Below are 22,504 nucleotides of genomic sequence, written 5' to 3' on the forward strand. Positions count from 1 at the left end.
AGCCGGGACATCCCGAGCAGAGCCACCCCGCGGTCCCAGGTAGCACGGCGCAGGCGCAGGCGCAGGCGCAGGCGCAGGCGCAGGCACGGGCATGGGCGGGGGCCACCGGCAACCAGGACTGGCCTGCCCCGATCGGCGCGTTTCAGGAGGGGTGTGATGGGGGTCTGCGGGTTCTGCGAACCTCATACAGAGGACGGTAGTGAGCACACCACCCAAGAACGCGAAGAAGTACCGGCCGACATCCACGCGGCCGCACTCGTCTCCGGGGATATCTCTTCCTTCACCGTTCCCCTCGGACCCGAGGGGCCCACGGCGGTTCAGCTCCTCGCCCGGCTCACCGGCGGCTGAGCCGACCTGTCCCGGCGTCGGTCCGTTCCGGTAGGCCACCCGTTCCGGGCGCCGATGTGCGTCCGGAACGGGACCGGACCGGCTCAGTTACGGGCTGCCGGTCCGGTCCGCCACGCACCGGAGCCCCTTGGGTCAGGTGCGGGCCAGAGCCTCGTCCATCCGGTCGCCGAGGTCGTCGGCGAGCAGGCGCGCGTAGGTCTCGGTGAGGTGGTGCGAGTCCCGGTAGACCACCACGTTGCCGACCACCGCTGGGCAGGTGTCCTCCGTGCAGATCAGGTCGTTGAGGTCGACGAGCTCGGCTTCCGCCACTTCCCGGACCGCCAGCTCCTGGGGGTCGTCGAGCCGCAGTGCGGACGACAGGGGCTGGTCGCAGGCGGCCAGGTCGTGGGTGTTGGCAGCCAGGCAGTCGAGCACGTCCGTGGTCGTGCGCGGGGTGTCCCTGATCACGAGGACCGGGGTGTCCGGTTCCGCGGCCTTCTCCCACAGCTCGACCATCCCCGCCGCCATGGTGTCGCGAGCCTCCGGTCCGGGTTCGAGGCCGTCCGGGGTCCCGGCCGCCGACGAGCTGGTGACCAACAGGTCCGGGTCCAGGGCGTGAAGCTCGTCGACCACCGCCTGGTTCCAGTCCGAGCACTCCTGGTAGGTCGCGCCGTCCCGGCCCACGGCGGTCGCGGTGAAGGCGCAGGCGGACTTGTTGAACACCGCGATCCGCCACCCCCGTTCCTCGGCCAGTTCGTACAGCGCGGGGAACCACTGGGTGCCGTGCGAGTCCCCGGTGAGCGCGACCGTGGTGTCGGCCTCCTCGGGTCCGTACATGCACGGGTTCGAGGGATCCCGTTTGTCGAAACCCGCGTGGCAGCCGTCGTCGACGGCCTGGGGCGTGTCGTCCTCGGCCCCGACCGGTGAGGGGTACATCCACGCCCCTTCGAGGGAGGGCAGACCGATCGCCGCCGGCCCCACGTGCACCGCCGGACCGAAGTCGCTCGCCTGGAAGCCGTCCACCCGAACCAGCGCGGCGGTGGTCACCGCAGCCACGCTCAGGATCCCGGCCAGGGCCACGGCCAGCGCGCCGCGCCCGGTGCGCACCAGTCCGTGCCGGGCCACCGGATCCTCCACCCAGACCTTGGTCGCCCAGGCCAGCAGGAACGACAGCAGGGCCACGGCCGCGGCGCCGAGCGGCCCCAGGGTGTCGCGGTCGAGCAATACCAGGGCGAAGGTGATGAGCGGCCAGTGCCACAGATACAGGGAGTAGGAGATGTCCCCGACGAACCGGGCCGGGCCGGTGCTCAGCACCGCGGCGGCCGAGGGCCCGGGCGTGCGCTCGGCGGCGATCACGGCCGCGCAGCCCAGCACGGGCAGCAGGGCGGCGTAGCCGGGGAACGGGGTGGTGGAGTCGTACAGGACCGCGGCGGCCATGACGGCGACCAGCCCGGCCCAGCCCAGCGGGAGGCGGAGCGGCCGGGGCAGGCCGCGGTCGGCGAGGAACACCGCCAGGAGCCCGCCCGCCGCCAGCTCCCAGGCCCGGGTGCTGGGCAGGAAGTAGGCAGACGGGGCGTCGCTCGCGGTCAGCACCACCGAGCAGACCAGGGAGGCGGCGAACACCGAGGTCAGCACCGCCAGGAGCACCCCGGTCCCGCTACTGGTCCCACCGCCGGAGCCCCCGGAGCCGCCCGAACCGGCTGAGGCTCCGGTCCGGTGCCGCCAACGCAGGAAGAACACCCAGAGCAGGAACAGCAGCGGCCACAGCACGTAGAACTGCTCCTCCACCGACAGCGACCAGAAGTGCTGCACGGGGCTGGGCGCCGTCTCCGCCGCGAGGTAGTCCAGTGCTTGGTCGGCCAGGTACAGGTTCTCCACGTACGCGGCGGAGGCCAGCAGCTGCCAGGCGGTCTCGCCCAACCGGGTGACCGGCAGCACCACCAGCGCCACCGCCCCGGTCGTCAGCAGCACCACCGTGGCGGCGGGCAGCAGGCGCCGGACCCGCCGCACGTAGAACCCGGCCAGGGACACCCGGCCGTGCTCGCGGACCTCGCGCAGCAGCAGCGACGTGATGAGGAACCCGGAGATCACGAAGAACACGTCGACGCCCACGTACCCGCCCGGCAGCAGCTCGGGGTTCAGGTGGTAGACGAGCACGAGCAGCACGGCGACGGCGCGCAACCCCTGCACCTCGGGGCGGAAGCGGCTTCCGAACCCACGGGCCCCGGACCGCTCCGGGGCGGCGACGACCTGTGGAGAAGAGAAGTCGGGTGATCGCATCCAGTCATGGTGCGCCCTCGGCCCGCTTCGGGAAGACCGACCCAGGGGGCCTTTCGACAGTGTTTCCCGACTTTTCGCCCTCCCGACGAAATCCCCTTCCGCCCCCGTTGACCGCCAGGCCGGTGACGCGTGCCGGGCCAACGCCGGGCGGTGGTTCTCGGCGTCGCTCCGAGCCCCGACCGGACCCGGGGTTTCCCGTTTCCCCGGAAAAGGGCGGCGGGAAACAAGTCGATCGACCTTTTCAGATCCAGCTTTTGGGCACATTATCTGAGCGTTGGCAAAAGGTGTCTGATGGCGATGTGTGTCGCTGTTGTCAAGTGCACCAAAAAGTCGGCGGTGTTCGTTCGGCATATTTTCATTGATGCGGATGGGGAGTCATGAACAGCTGTTTCGTCAACTACCGGACCGGCGACGGTGAACACGTCGCCACGCTCCTCGGCCGGGAACTGTCCCAGCGTTTCGGTGCGGAAGAGGTCTTCCGGGCCAGTGACTCGATCCCGGCCGGAAGAGACTTCGAGCAGGAACTCAGAAAAGCGGTGCGCGGCTGTGAGGTTCTGGTGGCGGTCATCGGCCCGAAGTGGTTGGAGATCCGCGGTGGCGACGGCCGCCGGGCGGTCGACAACCCCGAGGACTGGACGCGCTGGGAGATCGCGGCCGCCTTCGAAGCCGAGGCGACGGTGATCCCCGTGCTGATCGAGGCCACGCCGCGCCTTCGCAAGGACGAGCTGCCCGAGGAGCTCGCCCCGCTGGCCAGCTGCCAGTACCGGCGGTTTCGCCACCGGACTTCGGACTCCGACCTCGACGAGATCGCCGAGGCCGTCCTGGTCGCCGCCACCGAACTGGACCGGAGATTGCAGGCTCGCGCCGACGAGGAGGCGGCGGTCGCGCGGGACGGGGAGCCGCGCACGCGCAACAGCATGGCTGACGTCGACGGCATCGCCGTGCAGGCCAGGGACTACAGCAACAGCGGCGTGGTGGTCAACGGCAACGGGGCCACCACCAACACCGGTTCTGGCGACCTCAACCAGAACTCGACCGTCACCAACGTGTCCGGAGACCAGAGCTCGACCACCCATCACGTGGCGGGTGACCAGAACTCGACGGTCAACCACGTGTCCGGCGACCAGACCGTCAGAGACCAGAACACCGGCGGTGCCCACCGGAGGGGCCGCCGATGACCACGCAGGAGACCGAACCCCGCGACCGGGTCTCCGGGCCGACCGTCAGTGGTGACAACGCCACCACGAACACCGGCTCGGGGGACCTCAACCAGGACTCGACGGTCACCAACGTGTCCGGGGACCAGTACCAGCAACACTTCTATGTCAGCGCCTACTCCGCGCGGCTCAAGTTCGACGACGACGGGCAGGTGAACTACGGCAAGGAACGCAGGATCGTTCCCGGGGACCGGTTGGCCACCCTGCGCCGACGCTTCGTCGAGCCGCCCGGCTTCGACGAGAAGGCACGCCGAGCCGACATCGCGCGTCACGGGGCGGTCGTCCTCAGCGCCAGACCCGGCGATGGGGCCAGGGCCGCGGCCCAGATGATCCTGGCCCCCGCAGGCGAGGAAGCAGACCAGGACGTTCAGGACGACCTGGTGACCAACGGCCAGGACGGGCGGCCGACACTCGACGCGGACGAGCTCAGGGGCGGTGAACGCCTACTGGTCGACCTCACCCGGGAGAGCGGGTTCGCCTTGGCTCCCCTGCGTGATGAGCTGGAGGGGTTGCGCGCCCGAGCACTGCGGGCCGGTGCCTCCCTCGTGGTGCTGGTGGAACACGAGGACGTGGAGAAGCTGCACTCGTCCCTCCGGGACCGCGTGGTGCCCCATCGTCGACCGGACTCGCTCGCTGTCCTCGCCGAGCATCTCGACTCCCGTGGCGTGCCGGGCTTCTTCCCCGACCGCGCCACGAAGGAGATCCGAACCTGGGTCAGCACCGCATCCATGGGTGGGATCGAGGGGTTGGCCTGGCGCACCGCGACCGCCTACCAGGAGGCCGGTTACGAGGGGCGGATAGAGGGCTGGCTGAGTAGGGCCTTCGAAGCGGGAGAGGCCGCCCTGCCTGAGGACTTGAAGGACACCACGGGCAGGAAGAGGGCCCTGCTCCTGGCCGCGTCACTGCTGGAGGGGGTGCCCGTCGAGCACCTGGCCTCCGGTGTGGAGTCGTTGCTGGCCCAGATCTCCTTCCCCGAGGACGAGACACCCCTGCTCAACCGTCCGGACTTCCATGAAGAACTGCGTGACTGCGAGATCGGGGTGGGCACCGAACGCAGGGTGTACTTCAAGCGGGTCGGCCGGGCTCGGGCGCTTCGCTCAGCCTTCTGGGACGCCCACCCCCGGTTGCACAACCAACTCGGCCAGTGGGTGGATGCCCTGGTCACCAACCAAGCCCTCTCACCTGCGGACCAGGACCGGGTTGCCGAACGCTGGGCCGAACAGACGCTGCGGATCGCCGAACCGGGGGCGGTGTTCCAACGGGTCCAAGGGTGGGTCATCCAGCAGCGAAGAACCGCCCCGCAGGCCGCGGTGCTGCTGACCACGGTGCTACGGCACGACCGGTACGGGCGGATCGGGCGGCGACAGATCTACAAGTGGGCGGAGAGCCCGGGGCTCGGCCGGGAACTCGGTCAGGTGCTGGTCGCCGTCTGCGCCCAGGAGCTGGCCGCAACCCACCCCGAACAGGCCATTGTCCGTTTGCACCTGCTCGCCGCCAACCGGGCGGTGGCCGTGTCGGAGGCGGCCCGGGCTGAGCTGGGCACCCTGGCCCACGAGAGGTCCCTGCACCGCAAAGTCCTGCGCAGGGTCTGCGAGCGGCTTCCCGACCCCGACCACTCGGTTGACCGGGACCTGTTCTGGGACCTCACCGCACCCGAACGCCTGGTCGGTGGCGGAGCGCGGCCCCGAACGGTTTCGCCTGGGGTCGAAGGCCTGGTGCGGGACGGTCTGGGGCACGTGCTCCACGGACGTCCGCAGCGGACCAAGGAGTACGCCCACCGCTGGATCGGCCACGGCGCCCAGCTCAGGAAGGTCCTGGTGGCGGCCGCCGCCGGTGCCGGGACCCTACCCGCCCTCTACACCGCCGCACTCCGATGGCGGGCGGAGTCCGGTCCCCAGGCCCGAGAAAGCCGCCGCTCCGCCAGCGCCGAGCTGATCCGGCTCATCGACGCCGCCGAGGGCCTGGACGCGCCCGTCGGCACCCCCGCTGAACGACGTACGGAGACCCCATGAGCCCCTTGCTGCGACGCATCGCGGTCCTGGCCGCGATCGCGGTCCCCTTGGTCCTCGCCCTCTTCCTGTTCCTCGACTGGTGGGCCCTGGCCCTGGTCCCGCCCCTGCTGCTCATCGGGGTGCTCGCGCTCATGTTGAGCAGCACGAAGGCGGCGCTGCCCGGCGAGACCGAGACCCCGCCGGACCCGTTCGTGGAGAGCGGGCCGCAGGGCGCCCGGATCAGGGAGTCCCCGCTGCCCAGCCAGGACGATGAGTATCCCTTCGTCTTCTCGGCCATGGTCCGGTGGAAGTGGACCGGGGAACCCGACCCCAGGCTGCGCAACCCCGGCGAGTTCGCCAAACACATGGTGATGGAACAGGCCGAGCGGGTCAGCACGGGCTACCGGCCCAAGGACCACGACGTGGCCCGTCATCGGGTGGCGTCGGTTCTGGGGGTGGCCGCACACGGGTTCGACGGTGCTCTGGAGGCGTGGGCGGAGGATGTCACGGTCACGCTTTCCGAGGAAGACGAGAGCCGTCTGGCCCGCATCGCCAAGGCACGGAAGGAAGGGGCGCTGTGGGAGGTGGAGCGCTCCGTGGAGTCCGCCAAGCGCAGATATTTCGCGGACGACGTGCTGGCCACCCCCGGCAGCGCCATCGTCTGGGACCTGGTGCGCGGGGACGCGGACGTCAACCGCACCCACGACCTGATCGAGGTGCTCACGCGGGTCGCGGAGGCGTCGAAGTGTGCGGACCCGGCGGAACTCCTGGAGCGGTTGCGGGTGGCCTCCCCGGAGGCCTTCTCCTTCCTTGACGAGATCGTGCGGGAGGAGCGGACGGTCGAGAGCTTTGTGGGAGTGGAGGAGCGGAGCGGGTTCGACGGGAGCGATCTTGTCGTGGAGAGCAGCGAGGACGACCTGGCACAGTCGGTGGAGAAGATCGTGGCCAGGATCGGGGAGGAGATCGAGGATGAGGACAAACGTGTGCAACTGGTGCACCGGTGGGTCGGTCTCTTCGAAGGGGCCTCGCTGACCGGGATCGCGGAACTGCTTCGGCGCGCTCACCCCCTGCCGGATGAAGAGGACGACTTCGACCTGGGGGTCACCTATGAGGTACCAGGGCCCGTGCCCACGCCCTCACCCAACGGCAACGGCGTCCCGCACTGAGTCTTTCGTCCCGCACTGAGTCTTTCGTTCCGGTCTGGGCTGGGGCCGTGTTCGGGTGTACTGCCCGAGCACGGCCCCGGCCGCTTTCCGGTGTTCAGGCCCCACTCAGGGTGGCCAGCAGCACCGGTGAGAGCTCCCGCACCGAACGGTGGCCGTGATACCGGGCGAGCGTCTGGTGCAGTCGGCGCAGGTCCAACCGGACGGTGGCCGAGTCCACTTCCGAGGCCCCGGTCAGGAGTTCGGTGGTGATCGCGCAGGAGTGGTCGACCTCCCCGGACAGGGCGTGGGCGATCGCCCGGCGCACCCCGAATCGGGTCCGGGCCCGCACGGCGTCCGCCGGAAGCAGCGCGCACTCCTGGTCCAGGAGCTGAGCGGCCTCCTCCGTACGCCCCAGATCGACCAGGCACCACCCCCGGGTAACCCCCACCGGGTCGCTGACGTGCCTCGAACCCAGTACCTCCGGTCCGTGCCCGCGCCCGCTCCCAGGGGTCGCCCCGCCTGAGGCGAGGAGCGCGCGTGCGCGCTCCAGCGCGCGCTCACAGGAGAGCAGGTCGCCGGCGAGTGCGTGCCCCTGGGCCTCGCGTTTGGCGGCCAGCCCCCGCACCCGGGTCGACGTCTCGGGACCGCGCTGCGCGCGCTGCGCCAGGGCGATGGTCTGGGGACTGTCGTGCGCGTACATAGTGACCAGAGCCCGGCGGACCAGAGCGTACTCGCCCATCTCCCGGTCGCCGCCTGCCTCGGCCAGGGACACGGCGGTGTCCGTCCACCACAGGGCCCGCTGCTCCGATCCGCTCTCCTGGGCCATCCACCCCGTGTACTCGGCGAACCGGGCGGCCAGGCGCAGTGCCGCGCCCCGCTGGGCCGGGGGCGCGGATCTGGCCAGCTGGCGGAGTGCGTTCGTCTGGGCGATGGCGATGGGGAAGACCATGGTCGGCGCCATGTGCTGCCCCATGGTCCTGAGCTCACCCAGCTGGGTGCGGAAGCTGGCCAGGGCGGGTTCGGTGTCGGTGCGTGCGCGCGGGGCGGTGCCGCCGAGTGCGGAACCGGCACCCGACCCGGAGCCCGCTCCCGCGCCCAGAACGGAGAGAGCGCCGAGGGAGAGGGCAGTGCGGCGGTCCATTCCGGCGAAGCCCGTCTGGCCGTCCGGTGTCATGCTCATGAGCCATACCTCCTGGTCGTCCGTGAGAGGCTCCGCCTGGTCCTCGGCACGGCTCGGGGTATCGCCCGGCGCGTTCCCCGGGTTGTTCTCCGGGACGAGGCGGGAGAGCTGCCCGTCGGCGCCGAGGACGGCGTCGCAGGCCCGGGCCAGTTCCCGGGAGGGGTTCTTCGCGCCGTTCTCCAGTTTGCTCAGGTGGCTCTTGCTGTAGTGGACCTTCCGGGCCAGCGCTTCAAGGCTCATCCCGGCCTGCTGCCGACGGAGGCGGAGCTCGGCACTGAACATTCTTCTCACCTCGGTGGGGGTTGAGCGGGGGTGTTCCGGTGCCTTCCGCGGAGGCGGAGGGAAACAGGCCGGGCGGTGGGGACGGGGGAGGCACCAGGCGGACGCAAGGGGTCATATCCGGCGGGGTGGAGCGGGAAACGGGGCCCTGGTGGCGCGGGGTGGAGGGATCGGGGCGGGACTACGGAAGGGCTCGGGGAGGGGCATCGGAGGGGGCCGCGGGGACTCTGACTCGGCGTTGGTGGCACGTGCACGCCGGTTCTCGGGCACACTTGCCAGAGGACCTTTCGTTCTGAGCCCCTTGCCCCCGCATGAGGAGACACCCCCGTGGCCACCTTCGCCCGTATCCGCCTGGTGGCGGTCATCGTGGTGTTGACCGTTCCCGTGGTGCTGTTTCCGCTGGTCGGAGTATGGACACTGCTGTGGCTGCCGTTCGCCGTGGTGCTGCTGGGCGTGGTGCTGGCCCGCCCCGAGCTGCTGGTGGCGGTGGTGGACCTGGTGACGGGCAAGGGTGCGCGGGAGAAACGCGGGAGCGAGGAAGAGGGCGAGTCGGTGCGGGGTTCGGGAGATGATCTCCGCGACAGATCGGACCAGGGCGACGAGCCCGCGCCGATCGAGGTTCCGCGCGGCCAGAGCGGGACCCGGGGCGTACGCACGCGCCGGACCGAGCTGCCGAGCGCGGTGGAGGACTACTCGTTCGAGTTCTCCGCGCTGGTCCACTGGCGTTGGGCCCACCGGGTCGATCTCAGCCTGCGCAACCCCGCGGGCCCGGCGGTCCACTCGATCGTGCTCCGCGCCCGCGAGTACCTGCGCGACGTCCACCCCGCGGAGCGCGCGGTGGCCGAGAGCGAGCTGGAGTCGGTGTTCGCGGTGGAGGATCCGGTCTCCGGGGGCGTGATCCAGGTGTGGGCGGAGAACGTCCGGCTGGAACTGGCCGACGACGACGACGAACGCCTCCAGCGCATGGCCCAGCTGCGCAAGGACCGCGCTCTCTGGGCGGCCGAGCACGAGGCGGCACGGGTTCGCGCGGCGATGTCCGGGATCCCCGGCCAGGGCGCCGCTCCCGATCTCCGTCCGGAGTCCGGGCCAGTTCTCCCGGCCCCGGCGAACGAGGTGTCCGACCTGTCCGACCTGGCCGATCCGCATGAGGATTCCGACCTGCTCGGAATAGCCGAGCCCGCCGCCCCGATGCCGGGCAGCGGGGTCGACGAGGAGGGCTACGAGAGCTACTGGTGGCCCGCCGAGCAGGACGACGACCAGGGCGCCATGGAGCAGGACGTCCAGGTCGCCATCCTGCGCGGGCTGATCGATTCGGTCGAGGGCGAGGACGAGCGGGCCGCGTTCGTTCGCGAGCAGGTGGAGATCCTGGAGCGCAGCGGCTTCCCGGACGTCGCCGAGCGCATCCAGTCGGTCTACCCCGAGCGGTAAGCAGCTGTCCCGAACAGTGGCCCCCAGAGTCCCCGGGCTCAGCCGCCGAGCTGGAGGGCGAGGACCCCGACCACGGTCAGGACGACCCCCGCGATCTGGGTGCGGGTGATCCGGTCCCGGAGCGCGAACACCCCGATGAGGGTGACGGCCACGATCCCCACGGCCGCCCAGATCGCATAGGCCACACCGATGCCGAGCCCTTCGTTCAGGGCCAGGGCGAAGAGGTAGTAGGCGCCGACGATCGTCACTACGGTGACCGCGGTGGGCAACGGGCGGGTGAACCCTTCCGAGTAGCGGCTGGCGATCGCGCCCACGACCTCCAGGGCGACGGTTCCGGCAAGGAAAAGATAGGCGAGGTACACGGAGCCTCCTGCGGTCTCTGACACCAAAGTACTTGAACGATGGTTCAACTAGTTCTAGGGTCAGGGTACACGTCTATTTGAACGATAGTTCAAGTAGTTTGCCTGCCTCGATCCGTCGAGGATGACTGAGGGGAACGAACATGGCCTGGCTCTTCCTGATCGCCGCGCTGCTGTCCGAGATGGTGGGCGCCACCGCCACCGGGGTATCCGAGGGGTTCACCCGCCCGATCGCGGTCCTGGTGGCGGTCCCGACCGTCCTGGCCGCCTACTACCTGCTCGCGCTCGCTCTCAAACGGGGCATGGCGGTGGGCGTCGCCTACGGAGTGTGGACCGCCGCGGGCGTGGCGATTGTCGCCCTCATCGGGGCGGTCTTCCTCGGTGACAGCCTCACCCCGGTCCAGATCGCCGGACTGGCCCTGGTGATGGCGGGTGCCCTCGCCCTGGAACTGGGTCGGGCCCGGGTTCCCGAGGAACCGCTGGTCTCCAGGGAACCGGTTCGCTCCTGAACACGCTGGTACCAGCGCTGGTATCGTCGCCGCCAGAACACGGACGGGGGAGAATGTGAGCGGCACGGCGGAGCGGGTCGACGGGCGTCGGGCCCGGGGTGAGCGCAGGCGCGAGGAGATCATCGCCGCCACGCTCCGGGTCGTGGAACGCGACGGCGTCGCCGGGGTCACCCACCGGGCGGTCGCCCGCGAAGCGGACGTCCCGGCCAGCTCCGCCGTCTACTACTTCAAGACCATGGACGACCTGCTGGTCGCCGCGCTGACCGCTGCCTCGGACACCTACATCGACCAGCTGGCCGATCTTCGCAGTTCGCAGGGTGAGGCCGTGGCGGGGCTGGCCCGGGTGATCGCCTCCGCCGGCGGCGAGGGGCGCGCCCGGGCACTGGCCGAACGCGAGCTCAACCTGCTGGCCGCCCGCCGCCCGGCCCTGCGTCCGGTCGCCCGGCGCTGGCGCGACGCGGTCTCGGAGGTGGCCCAGGGCCAGGGCGCTGACGACCTGACCGTCCGCCAGTTCGCCGCCACCGCGGACGGCCTGTGCGCCCGGATCCTGCTCGGCGACGAGGACCTCACCGAGGCCCGCATCACCGAGACCCTCCAGCACGCCCTCCGAGGCGACTGAGCCAGGGGCCCTTGGAGCCGCCTCCGACCGGTGCATCCGCGCGGTGCATTCGAGCTGGCCGTCTGGGCCACCGGTTCCCGGTCAGCGTTCGAGGCGCAGAGTGAGGATCTGGAACGGGAGCAGGGAGACCATGACCAGCCGAGGCCCCCGGCCGTCCGGCCCGCTCGGGGCGGCGACGGAGAGCAGCTCCGGGGCCTCCTCGTAGTCCTCCTCCAACAGGTTCACCGCGCCCCCACCGCGTCAACGCTCCGAACGAAGCCGATCAGCGGTGTTTCGGTCTCGTGCGTGAATGCGGGCGCGCGTACCACCCGAGCTCCCGTTCCGCCCCTGTCTTTCGTCAGAGGGCTGCCCCGCCCGTCGTCGGTGTCAGCGCGGGGGTGCCGATTCCTAGCGTGGTTCTCGGATCGACGACACATGGGCGGAGACAGTGGGTTGAGAGACAACAGGTTGAAGGACAACAGGGTGAAGGACAGCAGGGCGAGCGCACCGACCCCACCACCCGGTCCCACGCTCCAGGCGGTCGACCTGGTCAAGAGATACGGGGAGGGCGAGACCGCGGTCACCGCCGTGGCCGGGGTGAGCCTCGGTTTCGCCCAGGGGGAGTTCACCGCGGTCATGGGGCCCTCCGGCTCCGGCAAGTCCACGCTGATGAACCTGCTCGCCGGGCTGGACGCCCCCACCTCGGGGCAGGTCCTGGTCGAGGGGCAGGACCTGGCCCTACTGGACGACCGGAGACTCACCCGGCTACGACGCGAACGGATCGGCTTCGTCTTCCAGGCCTTCAACCTGCTGCCCGCCCTCACCGCGGAACAGAACATCCTGCTCCCGCTCAGACTCGCCGGACAGCGCCCGGACCGCGCCTCCTTCGACGAGGTGATCGGATCCCTACGGATCGGGGACCGGCTCGGCCACCGGCCCACGGAGCTGTCCGGCGGACAACAACAACGGGTCGCGGTCGCCCGCGCCCTACTCACCCGGCCCGCCGTGCTCTTCGCAGACGAACCCACCGGCGCCCTGGACGTCACCACCGGACGCGAACTGCTCGAACGCCTGCGCAGCGCCGGCACCGAACTCGGCCAGACCATCGTCATGGTCACCCACGACCCCACCGCCGCGACCTACGCCGACCGGGTCCTGATGATGTCCGACGGCGCCCTGCGCGGGGCCCTGGAAAAACCCGCCACCCACGAGGTCCTCGCCGCCATGGCCCGGACGGAGCACTGATGCGAACCCTCGCCTGGGCGCAGATCCGCGCCTACCCCGCCCGCCTGCTCTCCGTACTGCTGGCGATCGTGCTCGGCACCCTCTTCCTGGCGGCCACCGCCGTGTTCTCCACGACCTCCAACGCGGGCCTACGCGCGGTGGCCGCGGCTCCGCTCACCGCCGCCGACCTCATCGTGGACCGGGACACCGAGGCCGCCGACCCCGGCCCGGACTGGCCGGACCCGATCGCCGCCCACCCGGACATCACCGCCGTCACCGAGTACCACGCCCGCACGGTCCAGCTCGTCACCGACGGCCTCCGGGGCAGCGCCAACGTCTACAGCATCGCCGACGACCCCGGCCTGCGCTGGTTCGACCTGACCGAGGGCACCTGGCCCACCTCCCCCGACGAGGTGGTCGCCGACACCGCCACCCTGGACGCCCTGGACCTCCGGGTGGGTGACCCGGTCCAGGTCATCACGGAGGTGGACGAGAACCAGACCAGCCCCGAATCCATCGAGTCGAAGGACACCGGGGCCGGGACCGAAGAGGGGCGGGGCGGCACGCTCACGGTAGTGGGGAGTGTGGACCCGGGGTTCCAGCCGCTGACCGGGGTGCAGTACACGCTCTATGCACCCGAGGCCTACTTCGCGGGGGACAGCCCGTTCAGCGTCATGGCCAACGTGGCCGACGGGGTCTCCGCCGAGGAGGTGGTGGCGGGTCTGGCCGCCGCTCTTCCCCGGGACCTGTACCCGATGACCGCCGAGGAGCAGGCCCAGCTGGCCGCCGACCGTTTCGCGGGCGGGTCCCAGCAGCTCGGCCTCCTCCTGCTCGTGTTCGCTCTCATCGCCCTGCTCTCGGCGGCGATGGTCATCGCCAACACCTTCACGATCCTGCTCGCGCAGCGCCGCCGGGACACCGCGCTGCTGCGTCTGGTGGGGGCGGAGCGCGGCCAGGTACGTGCGCTGGTGGTCACCGAGGCCCTGCTCATCGGTTCGGCCGGTGCCCTGGTCGGGGCCGGCACGGGGATCGCAGCCGGGTACGCGGGGGCCGCGCTGACCGGGTTGGCCGGTGCCGGACTCCACCTGAGCCCCCTCGCGCTGGTCGGCTGCTTCCTGGTGGGGGTGGGCACGACCGTGATCGCTGCCTGGTTCCCGGCGCGCAAGGCCGCCGGTACCGCCCCGATCGAGGCGCTGCGTTCGGCGGTACCGGACGGCGGGGTGCGTCTGCGCGCGGTGCACGTCCTGGGTGGCGTGCTCGCGGCGCTCGGGGTGGGTGGCATGCTCGCCGGGGCGTGGACACGGGCTCTTCCGTTGGCCATCGGCGGCGGTTTCGTGGGGGCGGTCGGCCTGCTCCTGGCGCTGCGCTACCTCATCGCCCGGCTGATCCACCTGGCGCACGGCCCGCTGAGACGGATGGGCGGGGTCGCCGAGCTGGCCGGGGCCAACCTGCGGCGCGATACCGGCCGGGCCGCCACGGCCACGCTCACCCTGGTGCTGGGGCTCGGCCTGATCACCGCGCTCACCACGGCCGCCGCCACCGGGCGGGCCACCATCGACGGCGACCTGGACGCCCGTTACCCGGTGGACGTCAGCGCCCGGGTGGACGAGGGACCGGTGGCCCCGGACACCGTGGACCTGGTCCGGCGGATCGAGGGCCTGGAACTGGTGGAGGCGCCCCGTACCGAGCGGGTCACCCTGGCCGGTCTGGACGAGGTCACCATGGTGGGGGTCTCCCCGGAGCTGGCCGAGGCCACGGGCACCACGACGCTCCTCGGAGCCGGCTCCGGTGCTGCTCCCGTCATGTTGCTCTCCGGGGAGCAGTTGAGAACGCTCGGGGTCGAGCCGGGGGAGAGGGCCGAGCTCACGGTGGACGGCGCCGGGAGGTCCTTCACCGTGCACCCGTCCAACCTGGCCACCGCCTCCGGTGCGGCAGCCCCGGTGGTGCGCGCGGATGTCCTGGACGCCATGACGGAGGGCCGTGAGCAGGGCATGGTGTGGGGTGTGGCCGCCCCCGGGGCAGACCGGGACGCGCTCGCCACCCAGATGAACCTGGTCGCCGGGGCCGATCCGGACATCATGCTCAGCGGAGCACTCAGTGAACGGGGCGACCTCACCGAGGTCCTCGACCTCCTGGTCGCCCTGGCCCTGGTGATGCTGCTGGTCACCGTGGTCATCTCCAGCATCGGGGTGACCAACACGCTGGGCCTGTCCGTACTGGAGAGAACCCGGGAGTCGGCGCTGCTGAGAGCCCTGGGCCTCACCCGGGGCGGGCTGCGCGGCACACTCGTGGTCGAGGCCACGGTGATCGCCCTACTCGGCGCCGTCTCGGGCCTGCTCATCGGGGTGCCCTACGGGGTGGTCGGGGTGGGCGCGATCGTTGGAGGGACGGCACCGCTGGTGGTGTCCCTGCCCTGGGGGCAGCTGGCTCTGATCCTGCTCGCCGCCTTGGTGATCGGTGCCCTCGCGCCTTTGCTCCCGGCCCGCCGGGCCGCCCGTATCGCCCCCGCCCAGGGCCTGAGCGGCGACTGAAAGTCTGGAGGGCGGCATGGGGGAGCACAGCGCGGACCAGCGACCCGGGTGTACGGCGAGAGTCCTGCCTGCTGGGAAGCCGGAACACGCGGGCCTGGGTTCGCGGGTTACCGGGGGTTGTCCGAGGTGGGCGAGACCAGGCCGGCCTCGTGGGCGAGGACGGCGGCTTCCACTCGGTTACGGGCGTCTATGCGGCGGAAGATGGTGCTGACATGGCCCTTCACGGTGCCTTCCACCATGAAGAGCCGCTTGCCGATCTCGCCGTTGGACAACCCCGCGCCGAGTAGGGCCAGGACCTCCCGTTCCCGGGCGGTCAGCTGGGCCAGCCGTTCCCTGGCCCGCAGCCGGTCCGTGGAGCGTTCGTGGTTCAGGCCGTTGAGGACCCGGCGGGCCACCTTGGGGGAGAGGAAAGCCCCGCCCTCCGCCACCGCGCGCACCCCCAGCAGGAGTTCTCTGGGGTCACCGGTCTTGAGCAGGAAGCCGTCCGCGCCCCCGTCCAGGGCCCGCACCACGTACTCCTCCTCCCCGAAGGTGGTGAGGATGGCCACCCCGGTCCCGGGCACGGCCCGGCGGATCTCGGCCGCGGCCTCCAGACCGTTCATTCCCGGCATGCGGATGTCGATGAGCGCCACGTCCGGCCGGTGCGACCAGGCCAGATCCACACCCTCACGGCCGTCGGAAGCCTCGGCCACCACCTCGATCTCCGGGTCGTTGCCGAGGATCGACCGCACCCCGGCACGGACCATCGCCTCGTCGTCCACCAGCAGGACCCTGATCACCCCACGACCTCCCGCATCACCATGGCCTTCCCTGTCCCCACGTCAGCACCTCGGCCGACACTAGTCTTACCGAGTCGAAGCACAGGCGGTACCTGTCGTAGTCGGTGGTGAGCTCCCTCGAACTCCGGTAGTAGCGGCACACCAGGCCCTCCGGATCCGGTGGTTGGGAGGACTCCGCCAAGGTGCCCCGGTAGAGCTCCCCCTCGGGGAGCACGGCCTCCACCGAACCCCGGTCCTGTCCCAGCCGCAGCTGTTCGAACTCCTCCGGGGTGAGCGTGGCGGCGGCCGCCTGCTGGTAGCTGCTCAACAGCAGCAGCGTGTATCCCACCAGCCCCATCAGGATCGGGATCATCAGGATGGTGCCGATCGCCCACACAGTGCGGCGGCGCACCTGCTGGTGGATGTGTACCTCCCGGCCCTCCCAGAGCACATCGTGCAGGGCGGACGCACCGTGGCCCTCGATCCGGTCGTCGACCTCGGAGGCTGGCTTTCCACCGGCCGCCCGCACTCGCGAGGCGGTCCGCGACGGCTCTCCTCCAGGGGAGGCCGGCAGGGCCGGCTCAGCCACGGGAACGAGGGCCGTCACCACCCAGTCCCGTCCCGATCGCCCCGCTTTCAGGTCGCCCCCGGCCAGCCGGATCCGTTCCCGCAGGCCCAGCAGGCCGCTGCCCGCCCCGGGGACCTGACGGGGTCCGCGCCCCTCCCCGGGCACGGGGTTGGTCACCCGCACCCGGACACCCTTCGGAGTGCTCCACAGCAGTACGTGGAGGGCCGCTCCCGGGGCGTGTTTGGCGGCGTTGGTCAACGACTCCTGAACCACCCGGTAGAGCGCGCGGTCCGCCATCACGGAGAGCTCGCGCGGAGCGTCATCCCACTCCAAGGACACGTCCAGGCCCGCCTCGCGCGAATTCCGCACCAGCTCGGCGATGCTGTCACCGGCCGGGGTCAGCGGTGCGGACTCGGTGTCCGCGCGCAGGACCCCGACCGCCGCCATGAGCTGTTCGGCAGCCCGTCCGGCGGTCTCCCGCAGCTGCCCGGCCTGGCGGCGGCGCTCCTCGGGCAGGTCCGCGGCCATCTCCAGACTGCCCGCGCCCAGGCTGAGCAAGCTGAGTTCGTGCCCGACGGCGTCGTGCAGGTCCCGGGCGATCCGCGAACGCTCCCGCAGCCGAGCCCGTTCGGCCGTCAGCCCCGCCTCCCGGTTCAGGGTCCGGGCCCGTTCCCAGCCCGCCTGCGCGAGATCGGAGGTGCTGCGCAGGTACAGGCCGAGCAGCCCGGGCAGTACCAAAGCGAACACGGCCAGGAAGAGGCAGGTGATCCACACGCCCAGGGGCTGGCCGCTGATCAGCAGGTAACCCGCCCCGGTCAGGAGGGTTACGGCGAACAGGGCACCCGCCGCGCGCAGGTCCGGGGACAGCCGCCCGGTGAGGACGGCGGGCAGGGGCACCGCGGCGATCGCCAGCGGCCAGCGCAGTGCGAGGAGGAGCAGCAGGAGAACGGCGGCCAGAGCCAGGTGCCCCGCCAGGACAGGGCGACAGGGGGTAGGGAACGGGCGCATACCTGGGAACCTAACCGGCCGGACCTGGCCGCGTCCCCTGTCGAAAGTCAGGGTTTGGGGCCTTTCCGTGACTTTTCGACCTCCCGTGCCCTCCCGTGGCCCTGCCCAGAACCGACCGGTCCGGGCCTCACCAGGGGCCCGCCCCGCGAGCCGTTCGTTCAGTAGCGGGCCCTCCTCGCGGGACCCGGGCAGAGGCCGGGCCCACGGTCGAAGGTCAGTCTACGGAGCCCTCGAACCTCAGGTGCTCGTCGTGGTGGTCGATCTCGATGGCCACAAGATCAGCTTCTTCGGGGACGGCGCACCACATCGGGAACTCGAAGGTTCCGTCGTAGGCCTCTCCGAGACGTTCATGGGTGTGCGCCGAAGAAGTCTCTCCGCCCGCGACACAGGTGACCTCCATCCGCACGAACCCGAACACCCGCCCCAGCGGCGGCACGGTGACGGTGAGATCGAAGTCCATTCGTCCGGTCTCGGTGAGGGAGGCGTTCTCGACCGCGTAGATCACGTGGGCGTTGTTGCCCCAGCGGAACTCGGACGAGTAGGCACCCACCGGGTGGGAGACCGAGACGGGTGTGCCGATGTCGGCGGTGTGCGTCCGCGCGCAGCCGCTGAGAGCCAGAGCCGGGAAGGAGAGGAGGGACAGGGTGAGCACGGTGGGAGCAGAGGCCACGGAGAAACGGGGCATGCCCCGGAGCCTAGCTGCCGGGCCACACCGCAGTGCCGGGGCCGCGCCACGGGGCCTTCCGGTGACGTGGCGGAAGTGGATGCCCCCGCTGACGTCACGGGCCTGAACGAACCCGAGTCGGGCACGGTGCGCATCGGCGCTCAGGACACCGCCGCACTGTCAGCCGAAGCCCGTCGGGCGCTGACCAGCGTGGTCTTCCAACAGCCGTACCTGTCCTCCGGCACGATCCGGGAGAACGTGCTCGCCGGTGACCCCGGGGCCTGCGAAGAGCACCTGCGGCACGTCCTGCGGCGCGCCCGCGTGGACGAGATCGTCCAGCGCCTCCCGGACGGGCTGGACGCCACCGTCGGCGAGGGCGGCAGCACGGTCTCCGGCGGTGAACGCCAGCGGAGCTCCATCGCCCGTGCTCTGCTCAAGTCCGCCCCGGTCCTGCTGATCGACGAGGCGATCAGCGCCCTGGACACCGAGAACGAGGCCACCGGCTGGCAGCTCTCCACCTGAACTCAGACGACGGGCGCCCCGGGGCGTACTGGATCGCCCAGGAACGCCTTTGCGCAAGAGGCTCAGGCTCCGCGCCGCTTGGTCACACCGGCCTGGTAGGCGGTCAGATCCCAGTGGGCGCTGGATTCGGTGTGCCCGGCCGGGATGGTGCGGGTGCCCTCCACAGCGGTGACGTCCTGGGGCCCGGCGAAGACCATGCAGAAGACCTCGAGGTCACCCCCCCCCTCATACCCGAGGTAGTAGAAGTCCTGTCGCAGGAGCCGCTGCCCGTCGAGGAACGGGGCCTGGAGGAGTTCCTGGGCCCGCGGCGGCAGGTGGCCGAGGATCTTCCGGGTGCGGGGATTGAGCGCTATGCCTCCGGGGCGCGCGTCCGGCGGCGGTACCGACGACGTCCTTCCGACGGGTTCGAAATCCTCCACCCGGTCGAACCGGCTGCCCGGCCGTACCCGGTGCACGATCTCCTCCTGCCGTAGCGAAGCGCGGTCCACGTGGTAGACGGACAGCGAGTACACCGGTTTGCCGGCGTCATTCACCTGGGGGTCGGCGAAGCACAGCGCCTGATCCCCGAACAGGGCAGCCTCCAGACGTCCTGCCCTGTGCCCGTCTCACTGGCCCACCAGAGCAGGGACTTGCGCCCGGCGTGCTTCCCACATCCGCTTGCGCACGCTCTCGGGAAGCTCCTGCCACTGGTCACCGCGACCGGGGCCTTTCGTGAAACCCATCTCACCGGGCGCGTGGGTGGGCGCTTCACGCTGCGGGAACTGCTGGGTCCGACCGTTCTGCGGGGACCGGTCGTTCCGCTGGACCTGACCGCCCCGCGGGGGAGCCGTTGAACGGCCCCGCGCCGCTGGGGCCGGTTCGAGGCGGCATCGGGCAGGCGGTCGGGCACATTGCTCACGCGGTCCTCCAGGAAAACAGGGGTGACGTCTGTGCTTGTCGGCACTGCCATCTGTCCGACGCCGAAAACCGCGCATCCGTTTCCCACCCGAGGCACTTTTCAAGCCCGGGGAAGTACTTCAGAATGACCTTTCCCGGTCCCGCTCCGGAAGTCGCTTCTGATCTCTCTCCCCGAGGAAACACATGAGTTCTCATCTTGGCCGACTGGTGGTCAACCGGTGCAGCGGCGACGAGCCGCTCATGGTCGGCGGCGAGGCGGCGGGCTCGCTACAAGGGTTCTGGAGCTGGGCCTACTCCGACCTGGCCGACAACACCACCCGAGGGGTTTTCGCCGAGTACCTGGTGGCCACAGCCTTGAATGCCACCGACGGTACCCGTCGGGGGTGGGACTCCGTCGATGTCAGGACCCCGGAGAAATGGTGGGTGGAGGTCAAGTCCTCGGCCTATCTACAGACCTGGGGCCAGGACAAACTGTGGAAAATCTCGTTTTCCATCGCGCCTAGCATGGGGTGGGATGCAGAGGGCAACAAGCAGAGCACCGAAAAACGCCGCCACGCGGACGCCTACGTCTTCTGCGTCCTGCACCACCAGGACAAACCGACCCTGGACCCGCTCGACCTCGGCCAGTGGACCTTCTACGTACTGCCCACCCGGGTCCTGGACGAACAGCGCCCCGCTCAGAAGAAGATCGCCCTCTCCAGCCTCCTGAAACTGGGCCCCGCCCAGACCGACTACCCGGGCCTGGCCACAGCGGTGGCCTCCGCGGTCGAGGACCACCGCCGGGGAACCGGAAAACCCCAGGAAGACTCAGCGTCGAGTGGCGCGTAAGGCGGCCTTGACGTTGACGGGTCCGCCGGTGAACGGGGAGGTGCCCGACGCGAAGGCCTTGTACTCGGCCGAACCCATGGCGTACAGGGCCACGCGCCCCTTCTCATCGGAATGAATTCCCCACCCATAGCGCTTGCCCAGGTCACTGGTGCGGAAGCAGGCCTTGGGCTTGGCGAAGAACTCCTCGCGCGCCTGCTCGCGCTCCGCCTCCGGGATCTCCTTCCGGTCGGCCCACACCGTGAACAGAACATCGTCCGAGGTGTACGCGTACGGTGCCTCGGAGATCATCTCGAAGGTCATCGCCGCGACCGAGGGCTTCGCGGCCACCGGAGGCTCGATCGCGCCCGGTGCGGCCGAGTCCGGGGAGACCGTGATGAACGTGTCGAAGTAGCAGATCGTGTGTCGCTTTCCCATGCCTCGAATCTAGGGTGCCGAGGCGGCGCGCCATATGCCTCAGGGACATGTCTAAGAGAACCTTCGCACTAGACTCGTCCCATGGCCCACGTGATCCTCGGGATGCTCCTCATTTCCCAGCAGTCCCTCTACGACCTCATCAAGACGTTCGGGCAGACGGTCTCGCTCTTCTACAGCGCCAGTGCGGGGAGCATCAAACGCGCCCTGGACGGCCTGCTGTCCCGGGGGCTGATCGAGGTCGCCAGCGTCGACGCCGGAGCACGCGGCCGGAAGGTCTACCGGGTCACCGAGGCCGGCCGCGAGGAGTTCCGGACCTGGATGGCGGGAGAGCTGGCCGGCACGGACACCGAGGCCGCGGCCCTGTCCCGGCTGTACTTCCTGGGCCTGCTCGCCCCGCAGGAGCGCGGCCCGGTGCTGGGGCGGATCATCGAGAGCTACGAGTCCGACCTGGCCCGGCTCAGCGCGCTCGACGAACAGATCGACGCCCGGAACGTCCCCGAGGGGTACCAGGACGTCATCGCCTACCAGCGCGCGACACTCGACTACGGCCTAGCCACCCAACGCTTCGCCATCGCGTGGTTCCGGGACCAGGCCGACCGCCACCGACAAGCCTCCGGGTAGGAGGAAGAGCATGCCGCCACCAGCACGCGCCTGGGATCCGCGAGCCCTTCTGCCCCACCCGTGGCGGGCCCGGCCCTGCTCCGCCGGGCCTGGGTGGACGCCTCCTTCGTTCACTGGGCCGTCGGTCTGTTGGGTTTCCCTGGCTTCTCGCTGGCCTCGAACGCACGACTGGAAGCGGATGGACATGAAGGAGATCGTCAAGCAGAGCGCCCGTGCACTCCTGTTCGACAGGGATCGACGACTGGTGTTCATCAAGCGCACCAAACCGGGCCAGGAGCCATACTGGGTCTCGGTGGGCGGAGGGCTGGAAACGGAGGACACTGATGCCGAAGCCGCGTTGCACCGCGAGGTCTGCGAGGAACTGGGCGGAAAGATCGACGGGGTTCGCCAGGTCCTCCTCATCACTGACGACTTCCTCGAAGGCGTGAGCCTCCAGCACATCTTCCTCGCCCGTCTGGTCTCCATGGACCTGAGCCGACGTACGGGTGCCGAATTCACCGAGCCCGGCCGCGGCACCTACGAGGTGGCCACCGTTCCTGCCACCCGTGAGGCTATTGCGGGCATCCGTCTCTTGCCGCCTTCGCTCTCAGAGTTCGCTCAGGTGAACATCCACGGCCTTCTCGCGCTGCTGAACCAGGGCGAAAAGGCGCCAGAGGAGAACGGGACTCCGTGACCGGGATCGGCATTGCGTTGGTTCCGACAGCGGTGGCAAGTCGACGCGGGTAAGCAGCGGGCCCACTCGTGGACTACCGCTGGTGGGGCCCTGGTTCCACGTCCCGTGCCACTGCTGGCTGAGGCGCCGTCAGTCCTTTTCGTGTTTGCAGTTGAGGCGGCGGGCCCAGCCCAGGCGTTCTTCGAAGTGTTTGGGGTCGGACGGTGCGAGCTGGAGCTGGGTCATGTGTGATCCGCAGGGGCACTTGAGCGTGTAGTGCTCCGGCGGGTCCTCGATCTGCCAGCCCAGGGCGTTCAGCTTCTCGAGGGTGACCTGGCCGTCCGGTCGGGGGTGCTTCTTCCAGTAGCCCACGGCTTCCTCCTCTGCGCGCTCTCACCGTGAATCCGGTACCGAGAGTGAAACCGTATCCCTTATTTTCCCAGTTCGCAGGGGTGTGGGCGCTGCCCCACCGGGGCCTCAGCCGCGGCAAGGGCGGAGCGCCGG

The 22,504-nt window shown here is 70.3% G+C and carries 22 protein-coding genes; 12 read left to right on the forward strand and 10 right to left on the reverse strand.

Going from position 1 to position 22,504, the window contains the following annotated elements; genetic code table 11:
• Positions 1–480 precede the first annotated feature (480 nt).
• Positions 481–2,607, reverse strand: a complete 2,127-nt coding sequence (locus D457_RS0117900; protein WP_017582046.1) for an acyltransferase family protein — start codon at positions 2,605–2,607, stop codon at positions 481–483.
• A 377-nt stretch (positions 2,608–2,984) separates the two neighbouring features.
• Here D457_RS0117900 and D457_RS0117905 point away from each other — a divergent pair, with 377 nt between their 5' ends.
• The 3 genes from D457_RS0117905 to D457_RS0117915 are packed head-to-tail and all read left to right on the forward strand — an operon-like array spanning position 2,985 to position 6,981.
• Positions 2,985–3,785, forward strand: a complete 801-nt coding sequence (locus D457_RS0117905; RefSeq protein ID WP_017582047.1) for a TIR domain-containing protein — start codon at positions 2,985–2,987, stop codon at positions 3,783–3,785.
• Positions 3,782–5,836, forward strand: coding sequence for a hypothetical protein (locus tag D457_RS0117910; protein WP_017582048.1), 2,055 nt, complete (start codon positions 3,782–3,784; stop codon positions 5,834–5,836). The genes D457_RS0117905 and D457_RS0117910 overlap by 4 nt, the downstream gene beginning before the upstream one ends.
• A complete protein-coding gene (locus D457_RS0117915; RefSeq protein WP_017582049.1) occupies positions 5,833–6,981 on the forward strand; it encodes a hypothetical protein in 1,149 nt (382 codons plus the stop codon). Before D457_RS0117910 ends, D457_RS0117915 begins: the two co-directional genes overlap by 4 nt.
• Before the next feature lie 94 nt (positions 6,982–7,075).
• Here the strand turns inward: D457_RS0117915 and D457_RS0117920 are convergent, their stop codons facing one another.
• Positions 7,076–8,422, reverse strand: coding sequence for a helix-turn-helix domain-containing protein (locus D457_RS0117920; RefSeq protein WP_017582050.1), 1,347 nt, complete (start codon positions 8,420–8,422; stop codon positions 7,076–7,078).
• Positions 8,423–8,746: 324 nt separating this feature from the next.
• Here D457_RS0117920 and D457_RS0117925 point away from each other — a divergent pair, with 324 nt between their 5' ends.
• Positions 8,747–9,847 (forward strand): hypothetical protein, encoded by a 1,101-nt coding sequence (locus tag D457_RS0117925; protein ID WP_017582051.1) that lies wholly within the window; start codon positions 8,747–8,749, stop codon positions 9,845–9,847.
• A gap of 38 nt (positions 9,848–9,885) precedes the next feature.
• Here D457_RS0117925 and D457_RS0117930 read toward each other — a convergent pair whose 3' ends face one another.
• Positions 9,886–10,233: a DMT family transporter gene (locus D457_RS0117930; protein WP_239646141.1), complete on the reverse strand. Its 348-nt coding sequence runs from the start codon at positions 10,231–10,233 to the stop codon at positions 9,886–9,888.
• A gap of 116 nt (positions 10,234–10,349) precedes the next feature.
• On the opposite strand from D457_RS0117930, the gene D457_RS0117935 reads away from it, so the two are divergent.
• Positions 10,350–10,715: a DMT family transporter gene (locus tag D457_RS0117935; RefSeq protein WP_017582053.1), complete on the forward strand. Its 366-nt coding sequence runs from the start codon at positions 10,350–10,352 to the stop codon at positions 10,713–10,715.
• A 55-nt stretch (positions 10,716–10,770) separates the two neighbouring features.
• Positions 10,771–11,334, forward strand: coding sequence for a TetR/AcrR family transcriptional regulator (locus D457_RS0117940; protein ID WP_017582054.1), 564 nt, complete (start codon positions 10,771–10,773; stop codon positions 11,332–11,334).
• A gap of 81 nt (positions 11,335–11,415) precedes the next feature.
• Here the strand turns inward: D457_RS0117940 and D457_RS36220 are convergent, their stop codons facing one another.
• Positions 11,416–11,559, reverse strand: a complete 144-nt coding sequence (locus D457_RS36220; RefSeq protein ID WP_017582055.1) for a hypothetical protein — start codon at positions 11,557–11,559, stop codon at positions 11,416–11,418.
• A gap of 222 nt (positions 11,560–11,781) precedes the next feature.
• Between D457_RS36220 and D457_RS0117950 the strand changes: the two genes are divergently transcribed.
• Together D457_RS0117950 and D457_RS0117955 are read left to right on the forward strand one after the other, a co-directional pair.
• Positions 11,782–12,558, forward strand: a complete 777-nt coding sequence (locus tag D457_RS0117950) for an ABC transporter ATP-binding protein (protein ID WP_017582056.1) — start codon at positions 11,782–11,784, stop codon at positions 12,556–12,558.
• Entirely contained in the window at positions 12,558–15,068 is a 2,511-nt protein-coding gene (locus D457_RS0117955) for an FtsX-like permease family protein (protein ID WP_017582057.1), read from the forward strand. Before D457_RS0117950 ends, D457_RS0117955 begins: the two co-directional genes overlap by 1 nt.
• A gap of 107 nt (positions 15,069–15,175) precedes the next feature.
• On the opposite strand, the gene D457_RS0117960 is transcribed toward D457_RS0117955, so the two are convergent.
• The 3 genes from D457_RS0117960 to D457_RS37105 form a co-directional block, all read right to left on the reverse strand.
• The gene (locus tag D457_RS0117960) at positions 15,176–15,847 is read right to left on the reverse strand and encodes a response regulator (protein WP_017582058.1); all 672 of its coding nucleotides are present in this window, start codon (positions 15,845–15,847) and stop codon (positions 15,176–15,178) included.
• Between the two features lie 16 nt (positions 15,848–15,863).
• On the reverse strand, positions 15,864–17,402 hold the full coding sequence (locus D457_RS0117965; protein ID WP_017582059.1) for a sensor histidine kinase: 1,539 nt from the start codon (positions 17,400–17,402) through the stop codon (positions 15,864–15,866).
• A gap of 214 nt (positions 17,403–17,616) precedes the next feature.
• On the reverse strand, positions 17,617–18,087 hold the full coding sequence (locus D457_RS37105) for a hypothetical protein (RefSeq protein WP_017582060.1): 471 nt from the start codon (positions 18,085–18,087) through the stop codon (positions 17,617–17,619).
• A gap of 75 nt (positions 18,088–18,162) precedes the next feature.
• Between D457_RS37105 and D457_RS37110 the strand changes: the two genes are divergently transcribed.
• A complete protein-coding gene (locus D457_RS37110) occupies positions 18,163–18,588 on the forward strand; it encodes an ATP-binding cassette domain-containing protein (protein ID WP_017582061.1) in 426 nt (141 codons plus the stop codon).
• A gap of 62 nt (positions 18,589–18,650) precedes the next feature.
• Here the strand turns inward: D457_RS37110 and D457_RS0117980 are convergent, their stop codons facing one another.
• Positions 18,651–19,121, reverse strand: a complete 471-nt coding sequence (locus D457_RS0117980; protein WP_017582062.1) for a hypothetical protein — start codon at positions 19,119–19,121, stop codon at positions 18,651–18,653.
• Between the two features lie 547 nt (positions 19,122–19,668).
• Between D457_RS0117980 and D457_RS32795 the strand changes: the two genes are divergently transcribed.
• Positions 19,669–20,313: a hypothetical protein gene (locus D457_RS32795; RefSeq protein WP_039831401.1), complete on the forward strand. Its 645-nt coding sequence runs from the start codon at positions 19,669–19,671 to the stop codon at positions 20,311–20,313.
• Here the strand turns inward: D457_RS32795 and D457_RS0117990 are convergent.
• Positions 20,293–20,727: a DUF6157 family protein gene (locus D457_RS0117990; RefSeq protein ID WP_017582064.1), complete on the reverse strand. Its 435-nt coding sequence runs from the start codon at positions 20,725–20,727 to the stop codon at positions 20,293–20,295. The two genes, D457_RS32795 and D457_RS0117990, sit on opposite strands and share 21 nt — an antisense overlap.
• A gap of 81 nt (positions 20,728–20,808) precedes the next feature.
• Here D457_RS0117990 and D457_RS0117995 point away from each other — a divergent pair, with 81 nt between their 5' ends.
• Entirely contained in the window at positions 20,809–21,348 is a 540-nt protein-coding gene (locus D457_RS0117995; protein WP_017582065.1) for a PadR family transcriptional regulator, read from the forward strand.
• A gap of 184 nt (positions 21,349–21,532) precedes the next feature.
• Positions 21,533–22,021 (forward strand): NUDIX hydrolase, encoded by a 489-nt coding sequence (locus D457_RS0118000; protein ID WP_039831434.1) that lies wholly within the window; start codon positions 21,533–21,535, stop codon positions 22,019–22,021.
• Positions 22,022–22,150: 129 nt separating this feature from the next.
• On the opposite strand, the gene D457_RS0118005 is transcribed toward D457_RS0118000, so the two are convergent.
• The gene (locus D457_RS0118005; RefSeq protein ID WP_017582067.1) at positions 22,151–22,372 is read right to left on the reverse strand and encodes a hypothetical protein; all 222 of its coding nucleotides are present in this window, start codon (positions 22,370–22,372) and stop codon (positions 22,151–22,153) included.
• Positions 22,373–22,504 lie beyond the last annotated feature (132 nt).

It is taken from the genome of Nocardiopsis valliformis DSM 45023 (assembly GCF_000340985.1).
Lineage (GTDB): Bacteria > Actinomycetota > Actinomycetes > Streptosporangiales > Streptosporangiaceae > Nocardiopsis > Nocardiopsis exhalans.

Bases quoted from the DNA above. Each gene is read 5' to 3' on its own strand.
- D457_RS0117965 (WP_017582059.1), bottom strand. From the start codon at position 17,402: ATGCGCCCGTTCCCTACCCCCTGTCGCCCTGTCCTGGCGGGGCACCTG.
- D457_RS0117920 (WP_017582050.1), bottom strand. From the start codon at position 8,422: ATGTTCAGTGCCGAGCTCCGCCTCCGTCGGCAGCAGGCCGGGATGAGC.
- D457_RS0117900 (WP_017582046.1), bottom strand. From the start codon at position 2,607: ATGCGATCACCCGACTTCTCTTCTCCACAGGTCGTCGCCGCCCCGGAG.
- D457_RS0117990 (WP_017582064.1), bottom strand. From the start codon at position 20,727: ATGGGAAAGCGACACACGATCTGCTACTTCGACACGTTCATCACGGTC.
- D457_RS0117910 (WP_017582048.1), top strand. From the start codon at position 3,782: ATGACCACGCAGGAGACCGAACCCCGCGACCGGGTCTCCGGGCCGACC.
- D457_RS0117935 (WP_017582053.1), top strand. From the start codon at position 10,350: ATGGCCTGGCTCTTCCTGATCGCCGCGCTGCTGTCCGAGATGGTGGGC.
- D457_RS0117915 (WP_017582049.1), top strand. From the start codon at position 5,833: ATGAGCCCCTTGCTGCGACGCATCGCGGTCCTGGCCGCGATCGCGGTC.
- D457_RS32795 (WP_039831401.1), top strand. From the start codon at position 19,669: ATGAGTTCTCATCTTGGCCGACTGGTGGTCAACCGGTGCAGCGGCGAC.
- D457_RS37105 (WP_017582060.1), bottom strand. From the start codon at position 18,087: ATGCCCCGTTTCTCCGTGGCCTCTGCTCCCACCGTGCTCACCCTGTCC.
- D457_RS0117955 (WP_017582057.1), top strand. From the start codon at position 12,558: ATGCGAACCCTCGCCTGGGCGCAGATCCGCGCCTACCCCGCCCGCCTG.
- D457_RS0117905 (WP_017582047.1), top strand. From the start codon at position 2,985: ATGAACAGCTGTTTCGTCAACTACCGGACCGGCGACGGTGAACACGTC.
- D457_RS0117995 (WP_017582065.1), top strand. From the start codon at position 20,809: ATGGCCCACGTGATCCTCGGGATGCTCCTCATTTCCCAGCAGTCCCTC.
- D457_RS0118000 (WP_039831434.1), top strand. From the start codon at position 21,533: ATGAAGGAGATCGTCAAGCAGAGCGCCCGTGCACTCCTGTTCGACAGG.